At 70.3% G+C, this 24,388-nt stretch carries 20 protein-coding genes; 7 read left to right on the forward strand and 13 right to left on the reverse strand.

Annotated elements, in window-relative coordinates; genetic code table 11:
- Window positions 1-500: 500 nt before the first annotated feature.
- The 3 genes from J7E93_RS26670 to thyX all read right to left on the reverse strand — a co-directional run bounded on the left by J7E93_RS26670 (window position 501) and on the right by thyX (window position 4,161).
- On the reverse strand, window positions 501-2,186 hold the full coding sequence (locus tag J7E93_RS26670) for a ribonuclease J (RefSeq protein ID WP_215072504.1): 1,686 nt from the start codon (window positions 2,184-2,186) through the stop codon (window positions 501-503).
- 156 nt (window positions 2,187-2,342) lie between these two features.
- Window positions 2,343-3,242: a 4-hydroxy-tetrahydrodipicolinate synthase gene (dapA, locus tag J7E93_RS26675; protein ID WP_215072505.1), complete on the reverse strand. Its 900-nt coding sequence runs from the start codon at window positions 3,240-3,242 to the stop codon at window positions 2,343-2,345.
- Between the two features lie 178 nt (window positions 3,243-3,420).
- The gene (gene thyX / locus J7E93_RS26680) at window positions 3,421-4,161 is read right to left on the reverse strand and encodes an FAD-dependent thymidylate synthase (protein ID WP_215072506.1); all 741 of its coding nucleotides are present in this window, start codon (window positions 4,159-4,161) and stop codon (window positions 3,421-3,423) included.
- A 187-nt stretch (window positions 4,162-4,348) separates the two neighbouring features.
- On the opposite strand from thyX, the gene J7E93_RS26685 reads away from it, so the two are divergent.
- Together J7E93_RS26685 and J7E93_RS26690 are read left to right on the forward strand one after the other, a co-directional pair.
- A complete protein-coding gene (locus J7E93_RS26685; protein WP_215072507.1) occupies window positions 4,349-4,588 on the forward strand; it encodes a hypothetical protein in 240 nt (79 codons plus the stop codon).
- Between the two features lie 94 nt (window positions 4,589-4,682).
- A complete protein-coding gene (locus J7E93_RS26690) occupies window positions 4,683-5,255 on the forward strand; it encodes a hypothetical protein (RefSeq protein ID WP_215072508.1) in 573 nt (190 codons plus the stop codon).
- Here the strand turns inward: J7E93_RS26690 and J7E93_RS26695 are convergent.
- The 6 genes from J7E93_RS26695 to eccD form a co-directional block, all read right to left on the reverse strand.
- Window positions 5,245-5,697 carry a hypothetical protein gene (locus J7E93_RS26695; protein WP_215072509.1) on the reverse strand — a complete coding sequence of 151 codons (453 nt, stop codon included), beginning with the start codon at window positions 5,695-5,697 and terminating at the stop codon, window positions 5,245-5,247. The genes J7E93_RS26690 and J7E93_RS26695 overlap by 11 nt on opposite strands.
- A gap of 5 nt (window positions 5,698-5,702) precedes the next feature.
- On the reverse strand, window positions 5,703-6,455 hold the full coding sequence (gene dapB / locus J7E93_RS26700; RefSeq protein WP_215072510.1) for a 4-hydroxy-tetrahydrodipicolinate reductase: 753 nt from the start codon (window positions 6,453-6,455) through the stop codon (window positions 5,703-5,705).
- Between the two features lie 17 nt (window positions 6,456-6,472).
- Entirely contained in the window at window positions 6,473-7,852 is a 1,380-nt protein-coding gene (locus J7E93_RS26705; RefSeq protein WP_215072511.1) for a pitrilysin family protein, read from the reverse strand.
- Window positions 7,849-10,080: a polyribonucleotide nucleotidyltransferase gene (locus J7E93_RS26710; RefSeq protein WP_215072512.1), complete on the reverse strand. Its 2,232-nt coding sequence runs from the start codon at window positions 10,078-10,080 to the stop codon at window positions 7,849-7,851. The genes J7E93_RS26705 and J7E93_RS26710 overlap by 4 nt, the downstream gene beginning before the upstream one ends.
- Before the next feature lie 293 nt (window positions 10,081-10,373).
- Complete coding sequence (gene rpsO / locus J7E93_RS26715) at window positions 10,374-10,664, reverse strand: 30S ribosomal protein S15 (RefSeq protein ID WP_158991116.1); 291 nt, start codon at window positions 10,662-10,664, stop codon at window positions 10,374-10,376.
- Between the two features lie 190 nt (window positions 10,665-10,854).
- On the reverse strand, window positions 10,855-12,333 hold the full coding sequence (gene eccD, locus J7E93_RS26720) for a type VII secretion integral membrane protein EccD (protein WP_215072513.1): 1,479 nt from the start codon (window positions 12,331-12,333) through the stop codon (window positions 10,855-10,857).
- Window positions 12,334-12,516: 183 nt separating this feature from the next.
- On the opposite strand from eccD, the gene eccCa reads away from it, so the two are divergent.
- Both eccCa and J7E93_RS26730 read left to right on the forward strand, forming a co-directional pair.
- On the forward strand, window positions 12,517-16,476 hold the full coding sequence (gene eccCa, locus J7E93_RS26725) for a type VII secretion protein EccCa (protein WP_215072514.1): 3,960 nt from the start codon (window positions 12,517-12,519) through the stop codon (window positions 16,474-16,476).
- A 79-nt stretch (window positions 16,477-16,555) separates the two neighbouring features.
- Window positions 16,556-16,801, forward strand: coding sequence for a DUF397 domain-containing protein (locus tag J7E93_RS26730; RefSeq protein WP_215072515.1), 246 nt, complete (start codon window positions 16,556-16,558; stop codon window positions 16,799-16,801).
- A 76-nt stretch (window positions 16,802-16,877) separates the two neighbouring features.
- Here J7E93_RS26730 and J7E93_RS26735 read toward each other — a convergent pair whose 3' ends face one another.
- The 4 genes from J7E93_RS26735 to eccB form a co-directional block, all read right to left on the reverse strand.
- Window positions 16,878-17,171, reverse strand: coding sequence for a WXG100 family type VII secretion target (locus tag J7E93_RS26735; protein WP_215072516.1), 294 nt, complete (start codon window positions 17,169-17,171; stop codon window positions 16,878-16,880).
- 53 nt (window positions 17,172-17,224) lie between these two features.
- The gene (locus J7E93_RS26740; RefSeq protein WP_215072517.1) at window positions 17,225-17,566 is read right to left on the reverse strand and encodes a WXG100 family type VII secretion target; all 342 of its coding nucleotides are present in this window, start codon (window positions 17,564-17,566) and stop codon (window positions 17,225-17,227) included.
- A 196-nt stretch (window positions 17,567-17,762) separates the two neighbouring features.
- A complete protein-coding gene (gene mycP / locus J7E93_RS26745) occupies window positions 17,763-19,022 on the reverse strand; it encodes a type VII secretion-associated serine protease mycosin (protein ID WP_215072520.1) in 1,260 nt (419 codons plus the stop codon).
- A gap of 14 nt (window positions 19,023-19,036) precedes the next feature.
- Window positions 19,037-20,581 (reverse strand): type VII secretion protein EccB, encoded by a 1,545-nt coding sequence (gene eccB / locus J7E93_RS26750; RefSeq protein WP_215072518.1) that lies wholly within the window; start codon window positions 20,579-20,581, stop codon window positions 19,037-19,039.
- Between the two features lie 190 nt (window positions 20,582-20,771).
- Here eccB and eccE point away from each other — a divergent pair, with 190 nt between their 5' ends.
- The 3 genes from eccE to J7E93_RS26765 all read left to right on the forward strand — a co-directional run.
- Window positions 20,772-22,085: a type VII secretion protein EccE gene (gene eccE, locus J7E93_RS26755; protein ID WP_215072521.1), complete on the forward strand. Its 1,314-nt coding sequence runs from the start codon at window positions 20,772-20,774 to the stop codon at window positions 22,083-22,085.
- Window positions 22,085-22,921 carry a hypothetical protein gene (locus tag J7E93_RS26760; protein ID WP_215072519.1) on the forward strand — a complete coding sequence of 279 codons (837 nt, stop codon included), beginning with the start codon at window positions 22,085-22,087 and terminating at the stop codon, window positions 22,919-22,921. Before eccE ends, J7E93_RS26760 begins: the two co-directional genes overlap by 1 nt.
- A 238-nt stretch (window positions 22,922-23,159) precedes the next feature.
- The coding region (locus J7E93_RS26765; protein WP_308368797.1) for an SCO5717 family growth-regulating ATPase at window positions 23,160-24,388 on the forward strand (1,229 nt) is incomplete at its 3' end.

The following is a 24,388-nucleotide window of genomic DNA, read 5'->3' on the forward strand; positions in this document are numbered from 1 at the left end:
ACGAGAGCGGAACGATCGGTCGGAATAGGACCGGTCGTTCACAGCGTCCTCGCTGTGTTGTTGCCTACCGAGCCACAAGGGCCGGCAGGACTTTCAAAGGAACCTCGCCATCCGAAGATGGACGGGGTATCAACTAATCTGGCGTTGATTTTTGGCACGCTGTTGAGTTCTCAAGGAACGGACGCTTCCTTCGTACTCACCCTCTCGGGCTTTCCTCCGGGCTTTTCCCTTCGGTCTTTCGTGTTTCCAGCTTAGCAGATCCGTTTTCCGTTTCCGCCACCCGCTGGAGCGGGCTGCCGTTCCTGTTCTTCGCTTTCGCGTTTCCCTTTCCGGCGGTTCCGACTTTATCAGAAGTTCTGAGTCGGATTTCCCGCCCCTCTCGTTCACCCGTTCGCGCACACGGAGGTGCTGGGTTCCCGATCTGGCGGAGCCGTAAACGTACTGGAGCGGGGCGCCCGATGCAAATCGAGGCGCCCCGCTCCTGGTTGGGGGGTCGAGGGTCAGACCTCGACGACCACCGGGAGGATCATCGGGCGCCGGCGGTAGGTGTCCGAGACCCACTTGCCGATGGTGCGCCGGATCAGCTGCTGGAGCTGGTGCGGCTCGACCACACCGTCCTGGGCCGACTTGTTCAGGGCCTGCTCCACCTTCGGGACCACGGCGTCGAAGGCCGTGTCCTCGATGCCCGAGCCACGGGCGTGGATGTACGGGCCGCCCACGATCTTGCCGGTCGAGGAGTCGACCACGACGAAGACCGAGATGATGCCCTCGTCGCCGAGGATCCGGCGGTCCTTGAGGTGGACGTCTGTGACGTCGCCGACCGAGAGGCCGTCGACGTACACATAGCCGGCCTGGACCTTGCCGACGATCCTCGCCTTGCCGTCGACGAGGTCGACGACCACACCGTCCTCGGCGATGACGATGTGGTCCTTGGGGACACCCGTCATCGCGCCGAGCTCGGCGTTGGCACGCAGGTGGCGCCATTCGCCGTGGACCGGCATCAGGTTCTTCGGCTTGCAGATGTTGTAGAAGTACAGCAGCTCGCCGGCCGAGGCGTGGCCCGAGACGTGGACCTTGGCGTTGCCCTTGTGGATGACGTTGGCACCCCAGCGGGTCAGGCCGTTGATCACGCGGTAGACCGCGTTCTCGTTGCCCGGGATGAGCGAGGACGCCAGGATCACCGTGTCGCCCTGGACGATCCGGATCTGGTGGTCGCGGTTGGCCATGCGGGACAGAGCGGCCATGGGCTCGCCCTGGGAACCCGTACAGACCAGCACGACCTCGTCGTCCGGGAGGTCGTCGAGGGTCTTGACGTCGACGACCAGGCCGGCCGGGACCCGCAGATAGCCGAGGTCCCGCGCGATGCCCATGTTGCGGACCATCGAGCGGCCGACGAAGGCCACCCGGCGTCCGTACTCGTGGGCGGCGTCGAGGATCTGCTGGATGCGATGGACGTGGCTGGCGAAGCTGGCCACGATGATGCGCTTCTGGGCGTTCGCGAAGACGTTCCGCAGGACGTTGGAGATGTCCTTCTCCGGCGGGACGAAGCCCGGGACCTCGGCGTTCGTCGAGTCGGACAGCAGAAGGTCGATGCCCTCCTCGCTGAGCCGCGCGAAGGTGTGGAGGTCGGTGAGCCGGCCGTCCATCGGGAGCTGGTCCATCTTGAAGTCACCGGTGGCGACGACCATGCCCGCGGGGGTGCGGATGGCGACCGCCAGCGCGTCCGGGATGGAGTGGTTGACCGCGATGAACTCGCAGTCGAACGCACCGAGGCTCTCCCGGTCGCCCTCCTTCACCTCAAGGGTGTAGGGGCGGATGCGGTGCTCCTGGAGCTTGGCCTCGATCAGGGCGAGGGTCAGCTTGGAGCCGATGAGCGGGATGTCCGGCTTGAGCCGGAGCAGGTAGGGGACGGCGCCGATGTGGTCCTCGTGGCCGTGCGTGAGCACGATGCCCTCGACCTGGTCGAGGCGGTCCCGGATGGTGGTGAAGTCGGGCAGGATCAGGTCGATGCCGGGCTGCTCCTCCTCGGGGAAGAGGACGCCACAGTCGACGATCAGCAGCCGGCCGTCGAACTCGAAGACCGTCATGTTGCGGCCGATCTCACCGAGCCCGCCGAGCGGGGTGACGCGCAGGCCGCCCTTGGGCAGCTTCGGCGGGGCGCCGAGTTCAGGATGCGGATGACTCAAAAGACTCTCCTCACCACACACGCCACGTACCGCTTGGGCACGTGGCGCGCATGACATTCGTGCACTTGCTGTTGTCTGTCGGATGATCCCGTCGGACGTCGGACCTCTCGGGTCCCGTTCGTCCGCAGATCGGATATTCAGTTGTGAAGTCTTTTGCTAGAGCTGTACCCCGCCGGCGGCGAGATCGAGCTTGAGCTGGGCGGTTTCCTCGGGGGAAAGCTCCACGAGCGGCAGGCGCAGCGGGCCGGCCGGGAGGCCCTGGAGGTCCAGAGCGGCCTTGGTGGTGATGACGCCCTGGGTGCGGAACATGCCGGTGAAGACCGGGAGCAGCTGCTGGTGGATCTCGGTGGCCTTCTGGACGTCGCCGTTGAGGTGGGCGTCCAGGAGGGCGCGGAGCTCGGGCGTGACGACGTGGCCGACCACGGAGACGAAACCGCAGGCGCCCACGGAGAGCAGCGGCAGGTTGAGCATGTCGTCGCCGGAGTACCAGGCCAGGCCGGACCGGGCGATGGCCCAGCTGGCGCGGCCGAGGTCGCCCTTGGCGTCCTTGTTGGCGACGATCCGCGGGTGCTCGGCGAGGCGGACGATCGTCTCGGTGTCGATGGGGACGCCGCTGCGGCCGGGGATGTCGTAGAGCATCACGGGCAGGCCGGTGGCGTCGGCGATGGCCGAGAAGTGCCGGTACAGGCCCTCTTGCGGAGGCTTGTTGTAGTACGGCGTGACGGCGAGCAGGCCGTGCGCGCCGTCGCGTTCGGCGGTGCGGGCGAGCTCGATGGAGTGGTGGGTGTCGTTGGTGCCGATGCCGGCGACGACGTGGGCGCGGTCGCCGACCGCCTCCACCACCGCCCGTACCAGCTCCGATTTCTCCGCGTCGCTGGTGGTCGGGGACTCGCCGGTGGTGCCGTTGATGACCAGGCCGTCGTTGCCTGCGTCCACCAGATGGGCGGCCAGTCGCTGGGCACCGTCGAGGTCGAGTGCGCCGTCCGCCGTGAAGGGCGTGACCATGGCGGTGAGGACCCGCCCGAAGGGGGTCTGCGGAGTGGAGATCGGAGCCATGGGTAACACGCTACTCGCTGCTCAACGCCGGGTGTCCCCTAGGGGGACGTGAGAAGAGGAGCCCGGCACTGCCTGCTCGGGGGTTCAAGCAGTGCCGGGTCCGTTTGATCAGCCTAGATGAACTTCGTGAAACGTCGCAATACGGACACTTCGCCCGACGGACTCGTACATCTGTTCGCTATGGGGCCACACGGCCGTTCTTGTTGAAGGCCGCGTAGGTCAGCGGCATCAGCCTGGACCAGTGCTCTTCCATCTTCTCGCCGACCATCTCGATCTCCCGCTGGGGGAAGGACGGCACCTTGGCCAGCTCGTGCTGGGTGCGCAGGCCCAGGAAGTGCATCAGCGAGCGCGCGTTGCACGTGGCGTACATCGAGGAGAAGAGACCGACGGGCAGGACCGCGCGGGCCACCTCGCGGGCGACGCCCGCGGCGAGCATCTCCTGGTACGCCTCGTACGCCTGGACGTACGACTGCTCCATGGTGCGGCCGACCAACTCCTGCTGGGACTCGGTGCCCTCGACGAAGACGTACTTGCCGGGGCGGCCCTCCTGGACCAGCTTGCGGGAGGCGTCCGGCACGTAGAAGACCGGCTCCAGCTCCCTGTAGCGGCCCGACTCCTCGTTGTACGACCAGCCGACGCGGTGCCGCATGAACTCGCGGAAGACGAAGATCGGGGCGCTGATGAAGAAGGTCATCGAGTTGTGCTCGAAGGGGCTGCCGTGCCGGTCCCGCATCAGGTAGTTGATGAGCCCCTTGGACCGCTCGGGGTCCTTCTGCAGCTCCTCCAGCGACTGCTCACCCGCGGTGGAGACGCGGGCCGCCCACAGCACGTCCGAGTCGGCGGCGCTGTGCTTCACCAGCTCGACGGTCACATCGCTGCGGAAACTGGGCTTGAGATCTTCTGCGGGGGTGGTGCTCACCGGCGGGTCCTTCCCATTGCGTCGCTCGGGCGGCGCCCACTTTACGGGGAGCCACGGACAGCCGAGTCCTGCACCCACCCGAGGGGCGTTGTTTCGCCAATCCGGGGAAATCGGGCACCGAACCGCGACTTTGATCGTCTGTATCCGTGACACCACACACCCCGCCCAGACCAAGGAGTGTTCTCTCATGCTCAGCCGGCGAGAAGCCGTCCCGTTCGCGTTCGTCGCCGAGGCCGACCGCTTCCGCAGTAACGTCACTCCCCCGCCGAGGGAGCGCCTCACCGTCTCCCAGCTCGCGGGCCGTACGCTGATCGGACTGACCGTCGTGGCCGGTCTCGTCGGGTCGCTGCTCTTCGGTATGCCGTCCCTCCAGTCGGGTGCGGCCGAAAGCCACCGGCAGCAGTCCGAGGCTTCCGACGCCCGTTGATCAGTAGGGCCCCCTGGGGTGGCCCGGTCGAGACCCCCTGGGTAGCCTCACCGGGCACAGCCCCTTCGAGCGTGCTTGTGAGTGAGGACCAGTCGTGCCCCTGCCTTTTCTGACGGCCGACCGTGCTTTTGACGCGACGGACGACGTCGCGCTGCCGTTCGACGACCACGACCAGTGGCGTCGTCCCTACCGGCCCGGCCCCTGGCGGGTGGGGGCAGCGGCGCTCGCGCTGCTGCTCGCCTCGTTCGTGCTCCTCGCGGCGGTCGTCATCGCCGCCGCGGGGGCGCTGCCGGGCGCCGGCGTCACCTTCGGCATCGCGGCGCTGATCATCGTCGCCGCCCTGCGCATGCTGCGCGTGGGCATCTGGGTCAGCCGCCACGGTGTCCGGCGCGTGGGGTTCTTCGCGAACACGACGGTGGCGTGGCGGCAGGTGATCGCGGTGCGTACCGCGCAGCAGCCGGTGCGCTGGCTGGGACTTCCCCGCACCGTGCAGGGCCAGGCCCTGATCCTCGTACGGCAGGGCGGTGAGCAGTTCACCCTGCTCACCGACCACAGTGCCGACTTCCTCTCCCGCGTCGAGGCGTTCGACCGCGCCGCCGACACGGTCGAGGCCTGGAACGCGGAGTACGGCGTCGCGGCGCCGGTGCCGGCTGCCGCTACGCGCTGACCGTACGGCCCGCGTGGAGGGCGATCGCGCGCTGCATCGCCTTGCGGGCGCGCGGGGTGTCGCGGGCGTCGTGGTAGGCGACCGCGAGCCGGAACCAGCAGCGCCAGTCCTCGGGTGACTCCTCGGTCTCCGCACGCCGCTTCGCGAACACCTCGTCGGCCGAGTCCCTATCGATCCGGCCGCCCGCCGTGCGCTTCAGCTCGTCCACGGGCAGGCCGCCCTCGGCCTCCAGCTCCTGGGCGAGCCGCTGCGCGCCGCGGGCGAAACGGGTGTTCTTCCAGAGGAACCAGCCACCGACGCCGGGCAGCAGGAACGCCACGGCTCCCATGCCCATGGCGGCCGGTTCCCCGGTCAGCAGGAGCAGGACGCCCTCCATCGCCACCACCGCGAAGACGAGCACGAGGACGGTGGCGAGGAAGAAGTACGTGATCTTTCCGCCCATGGCCGTCAGCCCAGGTCCAGGAAGTGCTCCAGGCCGAAGGTGAGGCCCGGAGCGGTGACCACGCGGCGGGCGCCCAGGAGGATGCCCGGCATGAAGCTGGAGTGGTGCAGCGAGTCGTGGCGGACGGTCAGGGTCTCGCCCTCGCCGCCGAGCAGCACCTCCTGGTGGGCCAGCAGGCCCCTCAGACGTACCGCGTGGACCGGAACCCCCTCCACGTTCGCGCCGCGGGCGCCGTCCAGGGCGGTCGTGGTCGCGTCCGGCTGGGCGCCGAGGCCGGCCTCGGCGCGGGCGGCGGCGATCAGCTGGGCGGTGCGGGTGGCGGTGCCGCTAGGGGCGTCGACCTTGTTCGGGTGGTGTAGCTCGACGACCTCGACCGACTCGAAGTACGGGGCGGCGATCTGGGCGAACTTCATGGTCAGGACCGCGCCGATGGAGAAGTTCGGGGCGATCAGGACGCCGGTCTCCGGCGAGCCGGCGAGCCAGGTCCGCAGCTGCGCGAGGCGCTCCTCGGTCCAGCCGGTGGTGCCGACGACCGCGTGGATGCCGTGGCGTACGCAGTAGTCGAGGTTGTCCATCACCGAGGCCGGGGTGGTCAGCTCGACCGCGACCTGGGCGCCCGTCTCGGCGAGCGTCTCCAGCTTGTCGCCGCGGCCGAGCGCCGCGACCAGTTCCATGTCCTCGGCGGCCTCGACGGCCCGTACGGCCTCGGAGCCGATACGGCCCTGGGCTCCGAGGACCGCCACGCGCAGCTTGCTCATTGCTCTCTGAACTCTCTCTAGGAGACGGATTCGTGCAGGCGTGCCGCCTGCTTGTCCTTCAGCGGCCCTATGACGGACAGCGAGGGGCGCTGTCCGAGCACATCACGGGCGACCTCCCGGACCTCGTCCGGGGTGACCGCGGCGATCCGCCCGAGCATGTCGTCGACCGACATCTGGGTGCCCCAGCACAGCTCGCTCTTGCCGATGCGGTTCATCAGCGCGCCGGTGTCCTCCAGGCCGAGGACGGTCGAGCCGGAGAGCTGACCGATAGCGCGGGCGATCTCGTCGTCGGACAGGCCGTCGGAGGCCACCTTGTCGAGCTCGTCCCGGCAGATCTTCAGCACGTCGTGGACCTGGCTGGGGCGGCAGCCCGCGTACACCCCGAAGAGGCCGCAGTCGGCGAAGCCCGAGGTGTACGAGTACACGCTGTAGGCCAGGCCGCGCTTCTCGCGGACCTCCTGGAAGAGACGGGAGGACATACCGCCGCCGAGAGCCGTGTTCAGCACGCCGAGCGCCCAGCGGCGCTCGTCGGTACGGGCCAGGCCCGGCATGCCGAGGACCACGTGGGCCTGCTCGGTCTTGCGGCCCATGACCTCGACACGGCCCGCGGTGCGCAGGGCGCGCCGGCCCTCGCGGGGGCCGACCGGGACCGCGTCGGTACGGGTGAGGGCGCCGGCCTTCTCGAAGGCGCGGCGGACCTGGCGTACCACCGTGGCGTGGTCGACGTTGCCCGCGGCGGCGACGACCAGGTGGGTCGGGTCGTAGTGCTTCTTGTAGAAGCGGGCGATCCGGCCGCGGTCGAGGGCGTTGATGGTGTCGACGGTGCCGAGGACCGGGCGGCCGAGCGGAGTGTCGCCGAACATCGTCTGCGCGAACAGGTCGTGCACGACGTCGCCCGGGTCGTCCTCGGTCATCGCGATCTCCTCGAGGATGACGCCGCGCTCGGCGTCCACGTCCTCCTGGAGGATCAGCGAGCCGGTGAGCATGTCGCAGACGACGTCGATCGCCAGCGGCAGGTCGGTGTCGAGGACCCGCGCGTAGTAGCAGGTGTACTCCTTCGCCGTGAAGGCGTTCATCTCGCCGCCGACCGCGTCGAGCGCGGCGGAGATGTCGAGGGCACTGCGCTTCTTCGTGCCCTTGAAGAGGAGGTGCTCCAGGTAGTGCGTGGCGCCGTTGAGGGTGGGCGTCTCGTCGCGGGAGCCGACGTGCGCCCAGATGCCGAAGGTGGCGGAGCGTACGGAGGGCAGGGTCTCGGTGACGATGCGCAGGCCGCCGGGCAGGGTCGTGCGGCGGACCGTGCCGATGCCGTCCTTGCCCGGGAGAAGCGTTTGGGTACGGGCGACGGCCCGCCCCTCCGAAGAGGGGCGGGCCGTCGTCGCGGAACTACGGGACGTCACTGGTCGGTGTCGTCCTTCGCGTCCTCGGCGGCGCCGGCAGCGTTCTCGTCGTCTGCCATGACGGGGACGAGCGAGAGCTTGCCGCGCTGGTCGATCTCGGCGATCTCGACCTGGACCTTGGAGCCGACCGCGAGCACGTCCTCGACGTTCTCCACGCGCTTGCCACCGGCGAGCTTGCGGATCTGCGAGATGTGCAGCAGACCGTCCTTGCCGGGCATCAGGGAGACGAACGCACCGAAGGTGGTGGTCTTGACGACCGTACCCAGGTAGCGCTCGCCGACCTCCGGCATGGTCGGGTTGGCGATGCCGTTGATCGTGGCGCGGGCGGCCTCGGCCTGCGAGCCCTGGGCGGCACCGATGTAGATGGTGCCGTCGTCCTCGATCGTGATGTCGGCGCCGGTGTCCTCCTGGATCTGGTTGATCATCTTGCCCTTGGGGCCGATGACCTCACCGATCTTGTCCACCGGGATCTTGACGGTGATGATGCGCGGCGCGTTCGGGGACATCTCGTCCGGAACGTCGATCGCCTCGTTCATCACGTCGAGGATGTGCAGACGCGCGTCACGGGCCTGCTTCAGCGCGGCGGCCAGGACCGAGGCGGGGATGCCGTCGAGCTTGGTGTCGAGCTGGAGCGCGGTGACGAAGGTCTTCGTACCGGCGACCTTGAAGTCCATGTCACCGAACGCGTCCTCGGCACCGAGGATGTCGGTGAGGGCGACGTAGTGGGTCTTGCCGTCGATCTCCTCGGAGATCAGGCCCATGGCGATACCGGCGACGGGGGCCTTGAGCGGCACACCGGCGTTCAGCAGCGACATGGTGGAGGCGCAGACCGAGCCCATGGACGTCGAGCCGTTGGAGCCGAGGGCCTCGGACACCTGGCGGATCGCGTAGGGGAACTCCTCGCGCGTCGGCAGCACCGGCACGATGGCGCGCTCGGCGAGCGCGCCGTGGCCGATCTCGCGGCGCTTGGGCGAGCCCACGCGGCCGGTCTCACCGACGGAGTACGGCGGGAAGTTGTAGTTGTGCATGTAGCGCTTGCGGGTCACCGGGGAGAGGGTGTCCAGCTGCTGCTCCATGCGGAGCATGTTGAGGGTGGTGACGCCCAGGATCTGGGTCTCGCCACGCTCGAAGAGCGCCGAGCCGTGCACGCGCGGGATGGCCTCGACCTCGGCGGCGAGCGTACGGATGTCCGTGATGCCGCGGCCGTCGATGCGGACCTTGTCCTTGATGATCCGCTCGCGGACCAGCTTCTTGGTCAGCGCGCGGTAGGCGCCGGAGATCTCCTTCTCGCGGCCTTCGAAGGCCGGGAGGAGCTTCTCGGCGGCGAGCTCCTTGATGCGGTCGAGCTCGGTCTCGCGCTCCTGCTTGCCGGCGATGGTGAGCGCCTGGGCGAGCTCGCTGCGGACGGCGGCGGTGAGCGCCTCCAGGACGTCGTCCTGGTAGTCGAGGAAGACCGGGAACTCGCCGACCGGCTTGGCGGCCTTGGCGGCGAGGTCCGACTGGGCCTTGCACAGGACCTTGATGAAGGGCTTCGCGGCCTCGAGACCCGCGGCGACGACCTCCTCGGTCGGCGCCTCGGCGCCGCCCTTGACGAGCTCGATCGTCTTCTCGGTGGCCTCGGCCTCGACCATCATGATCGCGACGTCGCCGTCCTCCAGGACGCGACCGGCGACGACCATGTCGAAGACGGCGTCCTCGAGCTCGGTGTGCGTCGGGAACGCGACCCACTGGCCCTTGATCAGGGCGACACGGGTGCCGCCGATCGGGCCGGAGAAGGGCAGGCCGGCCAGCTGCGTGGAGCAGGAGGCGGCGTTGATCGCGACCACGTCGTAGAGGTGGTCGGGGTTGAGCGCCATGATCGTCTCGACGATCTGGATCTCGTTGCGCAGGCCCTTCTTGAAGGAGGGGCGCAGTGGCCGGTCGATCAGACGGCAGGTGAGGATCGCGTCCTCGGAGGGGCGGCCCTCCCGGCGGAAGAAGGAGCCGGGGATCTTGCCGGCCGCGTACATCCGCTCCTCGACGTCCACCGTCAGGGGGAAGAAGTCGAGCTGGTCCTTGGGCTTCTTCGACGCGGTGGTGGCCGAGAGGACCATCGTGTCGTCGTCCAGGTACGCGACGGCGGAGCCGGCGGCCTGCTTGGCGAGGCGGCCCGTCTCGAAGCGGATGGTGCGGGTGCCGAAGGTGCCGTTGTCGATGACAGCCTCGGCGTAGTGGGTCTCGTTCTCCACTATGGGTTTCTCCTACGTGTTCGTCTTTTCGTCCGTCGGCCCGTGTGGCCGTGGACGGTGGTGGAGGAGAAGCGCACCTTCGGGTGCGGGCCGGTCTTCGATCGAAGCACCCGGGTATGAGGGGTCCGGGGGCCACTACCGAGGACCGGCGGCGTGCCGGCGGCTTCTCGCTCGTGAATGTGGCGTTGTGCGTCCAGACTAAGTGCCTGTCGGCCCATCGCGCACGTACAGCAAAGGGAGCGGCCCCCTGAAAGTGGGAACCGCTCCCTTCGCAGCGTTCTCCATGGAATGGATTACTTGGCGCCGCCGGCCGCACCGCGGCGGATGCCGAGGCGGTCGACCAGCGCGCGGAAGCGCTGGATGTCCTTCTTGGCCAGGTACTGCAGGAGGCGGCGACGCTGGCCGACCAGGATCAGCAGACCACGACGGGAGTGGTGGTCGTGCTTGTGCTGCTTGAGGTGCTCGGTCAGGTCCGAGATGCGGCGGGAGAGCATCGCGACCTGGACCTCGGGGGAGCCGGTGTCGCCCTCCTTGGTGCCGAACTCGGCCATGATCTGCTTCTTCGTAGCGGCGTCGAGAGACACTCGGTACTCCTCTTGGTGTTTGTGCGCCTGCGAGTGCCCCTGGTCTGGGTCTCAGGGGAGCTTCCGTGACTCGGAGGCGAAGGTCCGATGAGCGCAGCTCCCAGAAGAGGTGGAATCAGAGATTCCGATGATTCCGGGTGCGCGTACACAAACGGCCGTCACACAGCGTACCAGTCCCCGGGAGCCGCTCTTACTTGCTGGTGAGGGAGCGGGCCGCCATGAAGACGTCCAGCACGGCCAGGCAGAGCGGGACCAGGGAGAGCAGGACGAAGCCTTCGGCCAGGTCGAGCAGGCGGCCCCAGAAGGGCGAGAGGCCCTTCCTCGGGATGATCAGGCCGATGGCGGTGACCAGGGCGGCACCGGCGGCGACGGCCGCGGTGAGCCAGATCGTACGGATGTCCAGGCCGCCGCGGTCCCCGTACATCAGGAAGTCCTTGACCAGGTCGGCCGGCGGGTTGAGGGAGAGGCCGAGGATCAGCAGCGCGATCGCGGCGATGCCGGCGACCAGGACGCAGGCGACCTGCGAGGTGTAGCGGAAGAGCCGGGCGCGCAGCAGCATCGCCAGACCCGCGGCGAGCGCGAGGAGCTGGCCCCAGACGTTGCCGGCGAAGCCGAGGACGGCCGCGGAGCCGACGACGACCGCGGCGCAGCCGCCGACCAGACCGAGGAGCATCTCGTGGCCGCGGCGGGCCTGGAGCGCGATGCGCTCGCCGTCGACCGGCCGGCCCTCCTCGGCGGGGGGCTGGTTCGGGTCGGCGTGGAACTCGTCGTCGGTGGCGCTGCGCGGGGAGGCGTAGCCGATGGGCAGCCGGGCGAAACGGGCGGAGAGGCCGGGCAGGAAGGCGACCAGGCCGATGGCGACGGGGGCGCAGACGGAGGCGGTCTCGGTGGCGGAGGACTCGGTGACGATCGCCAGGAAGGTGGCGAGGGTGCCGACCGTGGCGAGGAAGGTCGCGGCCACGAAGGGGGCGTCACCGCTGGGGGTGAGGGCGACCAGCGCGACGGAGGCGACCAGGACGGTCACGCAGCCGAGCAGGAACTGGAGCCGGCCGGGGCCCTGGCCGGGGTCGGGGCCGACGATCCCGGAGCCCGCGATCAGCAGGAGCGGGAGGGCGCCGAGGCCGAGGGCGACGGCGGTGGCCCGGTCCTTGTAGACGCGGGCGCGCACTCCGGCGAAGGCGGTGAGCAGGACGCCGGCGGCGCCCGCGACGATGCCGGGGAGGCTGTTCATGTCGTGGCGGACCGGGTCGGCGAACCAGAGCACGAAGCCCATCAGGACGAGCAGCAGGACGCCGCCGAGGAGACCGGCGCCGCGCAGGAGGTCGTCGCTCCACAGGTGCCGGTCACGGGTGACGGCGGAGGCGACGGCGTCGGAGACGTCGTCGAAGACGGCCGGCGGCAGCGACTGGGCGAAGGGGCGCAGCGAGAGGACCTCGCCGTCGAGCACCTGCTGCGCGGCGAGGGTGCGGGCTCCGTCGAGGACGGAGCCGTCGCGCCGGACGAGGTGGTAGCCGGTCGGGGTACCGGCGGACTGGGTCTGGCCGGTGAGCCGCAGGATCTCCGGATAGACGTCGGCGACGGCGATGTCCTCGGGGAGTGCGACGTCGATACGACTGTCCGGCGCCACAACGGTGACGCGGCAGAAGCCGGTCGCTGCGGTCGTACTCACGTGTCTGGACCCCCTGATTCGCGGTTGCGCACACTGCGCGCGCCACCCTACCGGGGACGGGCGGGGGTGGCTGCAAGTAGGATCGCCCTCTTCAGGGGGGAATCCGCAAACAAGGCTTCCGACGGGGGCGCCGGTGCGGAACTCCCGCACGAAGTCCGCCCGTAACGAGGGATTGATGCGCCGGTGAGCCAGATCGTCGTCAAACGCCCGCCGAGGTCCCTTCCTCCGGAAGTACCCAGCGAGGAACTGGTCCTGGAGTCCCCGCCCGAACTGCCGCGCGGGCAGCAGGAGGGCATGCTGATGCAGCTCCTGCCGATGCTCGGCATGGGTTCGTCGGTGGTGTTCTTCTTCATGCCGGGCGCGCATCCGTTCATGCGCATCATGGGCATCCTGATGCTGGTCTCCACGGTCGGCATGGTCATCGCTCAGCTCGTGCGGTTCCGCAAGGGTACGCAGGGGCAAATTGCCGATGTCCGGCGCGACTACCTCAAATACCTCGCGCAGACCCGGCGTACGGTGCGGCGGACGGCGCGCAAGCAGCGCGACGCGCAGCTGTATCTGCACCCGGCCCCCGAGCAGTTGTGGTCGGTGGTGGCCGAGGGCTCGCGGGTGTGGGAACGCCGGGTGGGCGACAAGGACTTCGGGCAGGTACGGGTCGGGCTCGGCGCCCAGCAGCTGGCGACGCCGCTGGTCGCGCCGGACACGGCTCCGGTGGACGAGCTGGAGCCGCTGTGCGCGGGCGCGATGCAGCAGTTCCTGGCCGTGCACGGTTCGTTGGACGGGCTGCCGATGGCGGTCTCGATGCGCGCCTTCTACCACGTGACGGTCTCCGGTGAGCCGGAGTCGGCGCAGGCCGCGGCGCGCGGTCTGGTCGCGCAGCTGGTGACGCTGCACTCCCCCGAGGACCTGATGGTCGCGGTGGTGGCGGCGCGGGGCGCGCAGGAGCGCTGGGACTGGACGAAGTGGCTGCCGCACACCCAGGTGGTGGGTCAGGTCGACGGGGCGGGCACGAAGCGCCTGTTCGGCGACGACCTCGGCGAGCTGGAGTCGATGATCCGCTCTCGGCTCGACGGCCGTCCGCGGTTCAGCAGGGACAACCAGCCGGTTCTGGACCAGCCGCATGTGGTGGTCGTCCTCGACGGCGGGATGGTGCCGCCGGACTCGCTGTTCGCGGCGCCCGAGGGTCTGCAGGGCGTGACGATCGTGGAGGTGGTCTCGGGCGAGCTCGACGAGCCGCGCGGTGGTCTGTCGGTGGTGGTACGGCCGGGACGGCTGCGTCTGGAGTCGGGCGGCGGTTTCGCGTACGAGGGTCTGCCGGACGGGATCTCGCTGCCGGCCGCCGAGGCGCTGGCGCGGCAGCTGGCGCCGCTGCGGATGGGCGGCGGGGACGACGACGAACCGCTGCTCGCCAACCTGGACTTCACGGATCTGCTGAACCTGGGCGACGCCGCCGCGGTGGACGTGGCGCGTACCTGGCGGCCCCGTTCGGTGGCCGAGCGGCTGCGGGTGCCGATCGGTGTCGGCGAGGACGGTCAGCCGGTCATGCTGGACCTCAAGGAGGCGGCTCAGGAGGGCATGGGCCCGCACGGCCTGTGCGTGGGTGCGACCGGTTCCGGCAAGTCGGAGCTGCTGCGCACGCTGGTCCTCGGTCTGGCGGTGACGCACTCCTCTGAGACGCTGAACTTCGTCCTCGCGGACTTCAAGGGTGGTGCGACGTTCGCGGGCATGTCGCAGATGCCGCACGTCGCGGCCGTCATCACCAACCTGGCCGACGACCTGACCCTGGTCGACCGCATGGGCGACGCGATCCGCGGTGAACTGCAGCGGAGGCAGGAGCTGCTGCGCTCTGCGGGCAACTACGCCAACATCCACGACTACGAGAAGGCGAGGGCGGCCGGTGCGCCGCTCGAACCGCTGGCCTCGCTGGTCCTGGTGATCGACGAGTTCTCCGAACTCCTCACCGCCAAGCCCGACTTCATCGACATGTTCATCCAGATCGGCCGTATCGGCCGCTCCCTGGGTGTGCATCTGCTGCTGGCCTCGCAGCGCCTGGAGGAGGGCAAGCTCCGCGGCCTGGACACGTACCTCTCGTACCGGATCGGTCTGCGGACGTTCTCGGCGGCCGAGTCGCGTACGGCGATCGGTGTGCCGGACGCGTACCACCTGCCGTCGGTGCCGGGCTCGGGCTATCTGAAGTTCGGCACGGACGAGATGACCCGCTTCAAGGCGGCGTACGTCTCGGGCACGTACCGGACGGGCGGGCCCCGGCTCACGGCCGGCCAGATGCCGATCGAGCGGCGTCCGGCGCTCTTCACGGCGTCGCCCGTGCCGGTGGTGTACGCGGCGCCGGACCCGGCGTACCTGACGGCGCAGCGCGAGGAGGAGGACGAGGCGCTCGCGGACACCGTCCTCGACGTGATCGTGCGGCGCCTGGAGGGGCAGGGCGTGCCGGCCCATCAGGTGTGGTTGCCGCCGCTGGACCAGGCGCCCTCGCTCGACCAGCTCCTTCCGGGGCTCGCGCAGACCGCGGACCGTGGTCTGACGGCGACGGAGTACACGCGTCCGGGCGGTCTGACGGTGCCGCTGGGTCTGATCGACAAGCCCTTCGAGCAGCGGCGTGAGGTGCTGTACCGGGACTTCTCCGGCGCGGCGGGCCACATGATGGTGGTCGGTGGTCCGCAGTCCGGCAAGTCGACGCTGATGCGGACGCTGATCTCGGCGTTCGCCCTCACCCACACCCCGGCCGAGGTGCAGTTCTACGCGCTGGACTTCGGCGGTGGCGGCATGGTGTCGCTGGCCGACCTGCCGCATGTCGGCGGGGTCGCGTCCCGGCTGGACCCCGAGCGGGTGCGGCGTACGGTCGCGGAGGTCCTGGGCGTGCTGAACCGGCGTGAGGAGTTCTTCCGCTCGCACTCCATCGACTCCATCGCCACCTACCGGCGCAAGCGCGCCGCGGGCGAACTGCCCGGCGAGGCCTGGGGCGACGTCTTCCTGGTCATCGACGGCTGGGGCGGTTTCCGCAACGACTACGACATGCTGGAGCCGGTCGTCTCGGACATCGCGGCGCGCGGTCTGGGCTACGGCATCCATGTGGTGATCACCGCGGCGCGTTACATGGAGGTACGAGCCGCGCTGAAGGACCAGATGCTGGGACGTCTGGAGCTGCGGCTCGGTGACGTCATGGACTCCGAGTTCGACCGGAAGGTCGCGGCGAACGTCCCGCCGGGTGTCCCCGGCCGTGGCCAGGTGCCGGAGAAGCTGCACTTCATGGGCGCGCTGCCGAGGATCGACGGGTCGAGCTCGGCGGTGGACCTGTCGGAGGGCACGGCGGCGTTCGTGCAGGCGGTGAAGAGCAGTTGGACCGGGGCGCCCGCTCCGGCGGTGCGGCTGCTGCCGCGGCGGCTGCCGGCGGAACAGCTCCCGAAGGGCTTCGAGTACCCGCAGCACGGCATCGCGATCGGCATCGACGAGACGAACCTGGAGCCGGTGTTCGTCGACTTCGAGACGGACCCGTTCTTCCTGGTGTTCGGCGAGAGCGAGTCCGGCAAGACGGCGCTGCTGCGGCTGATCGCCAAGCAGCTGTGCGAGCGGTACACGCCGGAGCAGGCCCGGATCGTGGTCGGAGACTACCGGCGCACGATGCTGGAGGCGGTCGCGCCCTCGCATCTGCTGGAGTACGCGCCGATGGCGTCGGCCATGCAGATGCACATGGACGCGATCAACACGGTGATGACGAAGCGGGCGCCGAAGCCGGACATCACTCCGCAGCAGCTGCGGGACCGCAGCTGGTGGACGGGTCCGCAGCTGTTCGTGCTGATCGACGACTTCGAGCTGGTGGCGACGAACTCGGGCAACCCGCTGCAGGTCCTGGTGGAGAACCTGCCGTTCGCTCGGGACGTCGGCATCCGCTTCATCGTGGCGCGCAGCGCCGCGGGTGCCTCGCGGGCGATGTACGAGCCCTTCATGCAGCGCGCCAAGGAGCTGGGCGCCCAGGGCGTCATCCTCTCCGGTGACCCGGGCGAGGGCGACATCCTCGGCAATGTCCGCGCCAGGCCGATGCCTCCGGGCCGTGGCACGTTCGTGTCGCGCAAGCGGGGGACGCCGCTGGTGCAGCTGGGTTGGCTGCCGGAGCAGCACCAGTAGGGGATTTCCGGCCGATCGGGTACGGCGGTCCCACTACTGTGGACAGGGACCGCCGTACCACCGTGAAGGGATCGCGCTGATGGCCGACGCCGCCGAGAAGGAACGTCAGAAGGAAGAGCTCTACGCGCTCGACATCTCCGGCGTCGAGTGGCACGGCGCGCCCGGGACCTCGCCGGACGAGGAGCGGGTGGAGATCGCGTATCTGCCGGAGGGAGCGGTGGCGATGCGGTCGTCGCTCGACAAGGACACCGTGCTGCGGTACACGAAGGCCGAGTGGGACGCCTTCGTCCTGGGCGCGCGCGACGGGGAGTTCGACCTCCGCTAGGACGCCACGTGGAGCAACGCGTGAGGGGGTGGCCCGCTGAGAAGCGGGCCACCCCCTCACGTGTCTACGCGTGGTCTCACATCATCATGCGGAACCGGGCCGCGTTGCCCTTGTCGGTGTCCTGGTAACCGATGACCGACTCGTCGAGCAGCTGCGCGATGCGCATCAGGTCCTGGTTCATGCCGCCCATGTCGCGGGTCAGCCGGTCCTGCGTCTCGCGGTACGCGACCTTCGCCTCACCTTCCCAGTTGGAGGCGACGCGGTTGACCTCGGACATGAGGTCCTCCAGCTTCTGGGTGAGCTGGGTGGAGGTGAGGCGGACGTCGCCGGCCGCCTGAGTCACGGTGTCGTAATTGACGGCAGTGGTCATGTTCTTGGCTCCTGGAGTGAGAGAGGCGTGGAGGAGTGGCCGGGCCCGCAGGCTCAGGCCATGCCGAGGATGGCGCTCTGGCCGGAGGAGGTGTCGTCCATCTTGCGGAAGCCGCGGATGCGGTCCTCCTCCTCGCGCGTGAAGCCGTCCGCGCTCATCCGCATCATCTCCTCGAGCTTGATCAGCTCGACACGCATGTTCTTCAGACGCAGGTTCAGGTCGTTCTGAACCCGGTCGTACTCCTTGCTGGCCGCGCCCTGCCAGCCGGCCTGGATGCGGTCCACGACGCCGTTCAGCGACGTGACGCGGGCCTGCAGCTCGTCGTGGAAGTCCTGGATCCGGCCGGCGAGCTTGGTCTGTTCGGCACTGGTTACGTTCAGGTTTGGATTCGACATCTTGCCCCTTCTTCCTTCGGTGGGGTCTCGACGGTCCCTGCCGTCGGGCCCTCCGGTCGTCATTCGGACGGGAATCTTTTTTGATGCCGCCCCCGTGCTGGGGTCACTTCATATGACGTGTCCCCGACCGTCACTCTAGCCATTCGGTACGGCAGTTCCAACTGCAAAGTACTCAACTGGTACGTGACGGTTCGTCTCATCCCGCAGGGCCTCTGTGGCGGCGTCGGCTGTCACGGATCACGATGGCCGCCCCGGCCACCACGGCGACCAGGACACCGCCGATGCCCAGCGCGTAGGTGGCGAGTCGTTCGGTGCGTTCCTGCGGCGTCTCCGCCAGTGCCAGATGGGCCGGTTCGGGCGCGGGCGGCTTGGGCGGACCGGGGTCCGGCGTGGGCGCGTCCTGCGGTACGGCTCCGTCGGCCAGCGCCCTTACCGGGTCGACGACTCCCCAACCGACGTGGTTGTCATGGCCGTTGATGGACCGTACGGCGGTCTGCTCGATACGGGCCACGATCTGGGCGGGGGTCCACGTGGGGTACTTGGCGCGCAGCAGGGCGGCGACGCCGGAGACGTACGGGGCGGAGAAGCTGGTGCCGTTGTCGACGCACTGGCCGCCGCCGGGGACGGTGGAGACCATGTCGACGCCGGGGGCGGCGACGCCCACGAAGGTGCCGGACTGGGAGAACGCGGCCCGTTCGTTGTTGCGGTCGGAGGAGGCGACGGCGAGCACCCCGGGGAAGGCGGCGGGGTAGGTGTTCTTGAGTTTGCCGTCCATGCCGTCGTTGCCGGCGGAGGCGACGACGACGATGTTCGCCTTCAGCGCGCGGGCCACCGCCTTGCCCATGGCGGAGTCGGGGCTGAGCGGCTGGGTGGTGTCCTGCGAGATGTTGATGACGTCGGCCTTCTTGGCGATCGCGTGGTCGATCGCCTGCGCCATCGTGTCGGACTTGCCGCTGTTCTTCTCGTCGTTCTGGCGGATCGGGATGATCGTCGCCTCGGGGGCGAGGCCGACGAAGCCGGTGCCGGCCCGCGGGCGCGCGGCGATGATGCCGGCGACCTTGGTGCCGTGGCCCACCTCGTCGACGGTGCCGTCGGTCTTGCCGCGCTTCTCGTCGCCGGGGCCCGGGTTGTCCTTGTCGGGCTTCAGGTAGTCCTTGCCGGCCTTGGCGTCGACCGCGGTCTTCAGCTGCGGGTTGACGTCGTCGACGCCGGTGTCGATGACCGCGACCCGGACGCCCTTGCCCTTGGTGTCCTGCCAGAGTTCGTCGAGGAGGACCCGCTGGAGCGACCAGGGGATGCCCTCGATCTGCTTCTTCATGGGGAAGGTGCACTCGCCGCTGCCGTCGGGAGAGAGGGCCGGCACCGGCCGGTCCGCCGCGTGCGCGGCGGGGAGGGGCACGGCGAGCAGGCCCGTCAGGGCCGTGGCGGTGAGCAGGGCCGCCTTCCGGTACGTCACCACTGCCACCTCCTTTACGAACCCTGCGGCTGACGCGCGCTGTTGGTGTCGAGCCTCGGCCCCTTGGACAGGAACTCCGACCACGTGATCGGGACGAGGACCGGAGTGACCTTCTCGTAGCCGAGACGGGTCTGGGCCTCGCTCGGTTCCGGGCGGCCGTCGGTCTGCTTGTCCTGGTCTCCGGTGCCGATCTCGGAACGGGCCGCGTCGCTGTCGCCGTTGGCCTGGACGGCGTAGCGCAGGCCGGTGTCGGTGACCAGGAAGAGGGAGCCGTCGGGCTTGGTCTGGTTGCCCTGGATCTGGGTGTAGAGCAGGCCGCTGCCGGGGGTGACGTATGTGCTGGTGCCACCGGCGGTGATGTCGGCCGGGTAGGCGGTGCCGGCCCAGGTGGTCAGGGTGGTGCGGCCCTTGTCGTCGACCTTGTTGAGGACGCTGCACACCGTGTCCCGGGCGCCCGCGCCGCCGACGGAGTTGACGTGGACGGACTTGCGGGCGGGCCAGCGGTACTCGGCGCCGAAGGTGGCCGTGTCCGGGGAGAGCGACTGCTGGTCGACGGCGGTCGCCTTGCCGTCCATGTCGAGGGTGTCGGTCTGCTTGGAGTTGATGAGCAGCCAGGCCGTGAAGTCGGAGACCGGCTGCACCTTGCCCGGCAGGACGACGAAGTGCTGGGGGCCCGCGCCGGTCTGGGCGAGCAGGACCATGCCGACCCGGTCCTCGGTCGGGCTGAGGCCACCGCCGACACCGGCGTCGGTGCCGACCTGGCCGGGGATCTGCGGGAAGTCGACGGGGCTGCCGGTGTGGAGGGTGGCGAGCCAGTCGTCCGTGACGGACTGCGGTTCGGCGTGGAGGCCGAAGAGCGCCGTGGTGAGCCCGGGCACCTTGTCGTGCACCAGGTACTTGGTGCCGGTGTGGTCGACGAGGTACTGGGCGCTGTCCTTCTGGCCCTTGACGTAGAGGATCTGTCCGGGCTTCAGCTGTCCGCTGCCCTCGGTGCGCTTGAAGTCCCGTTCGGCGAAGACGAAGGTGGCCTTCTGGACGCTGGGCCCCTTGCCGCCGCCGGGCTGTTCGCACACTGCCCAGCGCTTGGCCTTGCCCGCCTCGCCCTCGTTGGGGAGGCGGTCGGGAGCGTACGGAATGCCGAGGATCGGTCCGCGGGGCGGGTTGCCGGCATCCAGCATCTTGTCGTCCACCTGGATGACCGAGAACTCCTGGGGTGTGAGCAGGAGCCGGGCGGAGGCGAGGTTGAGGACAGGGTGGAGCAGGGTCTTCTTGTCCTTGCCCTTGCCGGTGGAGAGCACGACGTAGCGGGTGGTCGACTGCTTGCCGACGATCACCTTGGTGCCGGGCTTGTCCCAGCCCTTGGGGGCCTTGGGGCTGAACATGCCCCAGGCGCCGAACACGGCGAGCACCAGCGCGCCGACGATCAGGCCGGGGACGACCGCGCGCAGCGGCCTCGGCGCTCCCTCCTCCGTACCCGAGGGCGAAGGTTGGAGGAATGCGGCCACCGTGCGCTTCTTCGCAAAGGTGTACGCGTTGAGCTCATCCCGCCGTGATGCCATGAGTCCCCATTTTCGTCAGGCTCAGTCTTCACCGATGCGTCCGGGGAGCATGGCACCCGGGCTCCGGCTGTCGGACCGGCCCCCTACTATGCCTGCTGTCCGGTGGTGCTTGTGGGGCGGGTAGGGTGAACCAGCCGCCAAAGCCCTGGCGGGCCAGGGTGATCGGGACGAATTGGGGGGATTCTCCATGATGGCATCCGCGACGCGGACGCGGCCCGCGGCGGCCGCACCCTCCTCCGTGCCCCCGGGGCACTCCGCGGCGGGCGCTCCGTCCGCCGTCTCGCCCCGCCTTCAGGCGCGTCCGGGACACTTCGGATCGTTCCGATTGCAACAGCTCGTACTGATCGAGGTCGCGGCGGCGCTGCTGCTGGTGGCGTGGGTCATCGAGCCGTTGCTGCTGGTGCCGGCCGGTGTGGTCGCGGCGCTGCTCGTCCTGCTCGCGCTGGTGCGCCGCCACCGTCGCTCGATGCCCGAGTGGCTCACCACCTACCTCGCTCTGCGGGCCCGGACACGGCGGGCCGCCTCGCTCGTCCTGCCGGAGGGCACCGAGCCGGGACTCGCGCCGGTCGTGGAGTGCGACCCGGCGCTGCGGACCTACGCGTACAGCGACCGGGACCGTCGTCCGGTCGGGATGATCGGGGACGGCACCTTCCTCACGGCGGTGGTGCGGGTCGAGTCGGAGAGCACCGCGCTGCGCCCCGACCGCTCGGCGCGGCCGCTGCCCGTGGCGCTGGTGCGGGACGTGCTCGAAGTGGACGGGATCCGGCTGGAGTCCGCGCAGCTCGTGCAGCACACCCAGCCCGCGCCGGCCCCGCATCTGCCGGAGCAGTCGATGGCCGCGCGCAACTACGCGCCGCTGCAGGCGCAGACGGGTTCTCCGGCGCTGCGGATCACCTGGGTCGCGCTGAAGCTGGACCCGGAGCTGTGTCCGGAGGCGGTCGCCGCGCGCGGCGGCGGCATGGAGGGCGCGCAGAAGTGTGTGGTGCGGGCGGCCGACCAGTTGGCGAGCCGGCTGGCCGGCGCCGGGTTCAAGGCGACCGTGCTCACCGAGCAGGAGCTGACGGCGGCGCTCGCCACCTCGACGTGTGCGAGCCCGATGGCGATAGCGCAGGCGGGCCGCGGCCAGGCGCAGGCCCGGCGGACGCAGGAGACCGCACGGACGTGGCGGGTCGACGACCGGCGGCACACGACGTACTGGGTGGGGCGCTGGCCCCAGTTGGGCGGCGCGGGCGGGGCCGGGGCGTCGATGCCGCAGCTGATCGCGCTGCTCACCTCGCTGCCGGCGCTGGCGACGACCTTCAGTCTCACGCTGAGCGGCGGTGACCGTCAGGAGGTGACCGTGGCCGGGCATGTGCGCATCACGGGACGCAGCGACGAGGAGCTGGTGGCGGCGCGGCACGAACTGGAGCGCGCGGCACGCGGGGTGAAGACGGGTCTGGTACGGCTCGATCGCGAACAGGTGCCGGGGATGCTGGCCTCGCTGCCGCTGGGGGGTGCGCGCTGATGACCTTCTCTTCCACGGGTGCGGGTACGGGGCCGGGAGCAGGATCGGGACGCGGGGCGGGTACGCCCGGCGCAGGGTCCGGTGCGGGCGGCGGGAGGCACGGTGCCTCCGGCCGGGGTACGGGACGGGGCGCACGCCCCCGTTTCGGCTTCGGGCTCGTCGGACCGCGCCGCGAACGTCACTCCGTACCGCTGGAGCAACTGGGCGCGCTCAGCCTGCCGGTGGGCGACGACGGCATGGTCATCGGCGTGGACGCCGAGGGCCGGCCCGCGGTGCTGGGCATCAACCGCCCCACCCCGTACGACGTCACCCTGATCGGCGGGTTGTGGACGGCGCAGGTGATGGCGTTGCGGGCGGCCGCGACCGGGGCGCGGGTGGCCGTGGAGACGGGCCGGGCGCAGGCCTGGACGGCGCTCGCCCAGGCCGCGGGTGGCGGTCAGCCGTGCATCACGCTGCATGACGTCGGCCGGGTTCCGCCGCAGGGCGCGTCGGCCGGCAGTCCGGTGGTCGTGGTGCGGGACTGCGGCATGCGGCCGCCGCGCGGCCGGGTCGTGTCGGGCCCCTGGCAGTCGGTGGTGACCCTGCTTCCGTATCTGAGCCCGGTCGCGCCGCGTCTCCTGGAGAAGTCCTCGCTGGTCGGTGTGCAGCGGGTGTCCCCGGACGAGGCGGCGCAGATCGGCCGCATCATGGGGCTCCCGCGCGCGGAGTCGGAGGCGCTGTCGACGCTGGCCGACGGCGTGACCCTCTGGTGCACGCCGGGTGACCGGCAGTTCGTGATGACGCAGGCGACGGACGCCGAGACCGGATTGTTGGGCAGCGCGCGCCGGATGGACTGAGGGGCGCGGGGCTTTTCAAGTCCGTCCGTTTATGTACGGATTTGATCGCGGGGGAATCGTCGGCGCAGAGTCAGTGGGGTCACTCTGTGGTGCGGGTAGGTCACTTGGGGGCGAGACGTGACCGGGCAGACAGGACTGGGCGGCCCCTCGGGCCTGCCCCACCGACACCGTTGGCGATTAGGGTGGGAAGGGCCCGCCCACGACAGCACAAGGGTGCGCGACCACACCAGGAGGCAAAGTGAACGGCGATCGGGACGAGATCCACGGGGGTTGGAATCCACCCGTCGATGATCAGTCCGACGCGGATCCCGCCGAGATGACGGGTGAGTTCACCATCGACTACACCCCTCCGGCCTGGTACACGCAGAACGCGTCCGGATCGGGGAGCGCGGGGGGCGTCACGCCGCCGCCGCCGAGCGGCGCGCCCGTGGCGGTCCCGGGGCTTACGGCGGGCAGCGGGTTCGAACCCACCTGGGCGCCGGCCCCTCCGGCACCGTCCGCACCGTCGGCCTCGGCCCCGGCTCCCGTTCCCGCCCAGGCGTCCGCTCCCGCACCGGCTTCCGCTCCCGCGTCGGCTCCGGTTCCGGACGCGCCCGCTGACGGTGGGTCGTTCGGGGGCGGCGACCTGGAGAGCGGCGCGACCATGCGTTTCTCCCCGGCCGCGCTGAAGCGCGAGATGGCGGAGATCTCCGAGCGCGCGGCGGCGACCTCTGCCGAGACCTCCCCGGCCGCGAGGGCCGATGGCTCCGAGGACCCGGCGACGCCCGGCCCCGGCGCCGGTAACCCGCCGGAGCAGCCCGTGGTGACGGACGCCTCCGGCGGTTCCCCCGTACCCGGCCAGTCCTCGGCCGACCGGGCCCTGCCCGTGGCCCCGTCGACGCCCCCCGCCCCGAGCAACGGCCCGGCGGCGCCCGGGGACGCGGACTCCGGCGACGACAGTGCGCCCGCCGTGGGCGGCGAGGCCCCGGTGGGCGGCCCGATCACGACATCGACGCACCCGGACGCCGACAGCGCGCCCGCCGTGCTCGCGCAGACCCCGCCGGCCGACGCAGGCGCGGCTTCCGACGGCGAGGACGCGCCCGAACAGCCCGCGGTGGCGGACGCCTCCGCCACGGCGTCCCCGTCGGACCAGCCTTCGGCGACCGGCGCCGTCCCGGACCCGGCCGCTGCCGAGGCCGAGGACGAGGCCACCGGTGGGGACACGGACCGGACCGCCGACCGGGCGCCCGGTGCGGAGATCGCCCTGCGCGCGCCGGGCGACGAGACCGCGGGCGGGTCCGCCGACACACCTGAGGACGCCGTCCCCTCCCTCACGCCCCAGGCCACTCCCCCGGCCGGACCGACGCCGGCCCTTCCCGCCGCCTCCGCGCCGTGGAGTCCCGCCGCCCCGCAGGGCGGTGCCGGGCTTCCCCCGCTCCCGCCGTCCTTCCAGCCGGCGGCGCCGGCTCCCGCGGCGCAGTGGCCCGC

Origin of the sequence: Streptomyces sp. ISL-36 (assembly GCF_018614205.1) — a bacterium.
Lineage (GTDB): Bacteria > Actinomycetota > Actinomycetes > Streptomycetales > Streptomycetaceae > Streptomyces.

Bases quoted from the DNA above. Each gene is read 5' to 3' on its own strand.
- dapA (WP_215072505.1), bottom strand. From the start codon at position 3,242: ATGGCTCCGATCTCCACTCCGCAGACCCCCTTCGGGCGGGTCCTCACC.
- J7E93_RS26685 (WP_215072507.1), top strand. From the start codon at position 4,349: ATGCTCAGCCGGCGAGAAGCCGTCCCGTTCGCGTTCGTCGCCGAGGCC.
- J7E93_RS26695 (WP_215072509.1), bottom strand. From the start codon at position 5,697: ATGGGCGGAAAGATCACGTACTTCTTCCTCGCCACCGTCCTCGTGCTC.
- dapB (WP_215072510.1), bottom strand. From the start codon at position 6,455: ATGAGCAAGCTGCGCGTGGCGGTCCTCGGAGCCCAGGGCCGTATCGGC.
- J7E93_RS26730 (WP_215072515.1), top strand. From the start codon at position 16,556: ATGGCCGACGCCGCCGAGAAGGAACGTCAGAAGGAAGAGCTCTACGCG.
- J7E93_RS26735 (WP_215072516.1), bottom strand. From the start codon at position 17,171: ATGACCACTGCCGTCAATTACGACACCGTGACTCAGGCGGCCGGCGAC.
- J7E93_RS26740 (WP_215072517.1), bottom strand. From the start codon at position 17,566: ATGTCGAATCCAAACCTGAACGTAACCAGTGCCGAACAGACCAAGCTC.
- eccB (WP_215072518.1), bottom strand. From the start codon at position 20,581: ATGGCATCACGGCGGGATGAGCTCAACGCGTACACCTTTGCGAAGAAG.
- eccE (WP_215072521.1), top strand. From the start codon at position 20,772: ATGGCATCCGCGACGCGGACGCGGCCCGCGGCGGCCGCACCCTCCTCC.
- J7E93_RS26760 (WP_215072519.1), top strand. From the start codon at position 22,085: ATGACCTTCTCTTCCACGGGTGCGGGTACGGGGCCGGGAGCAGGATCG.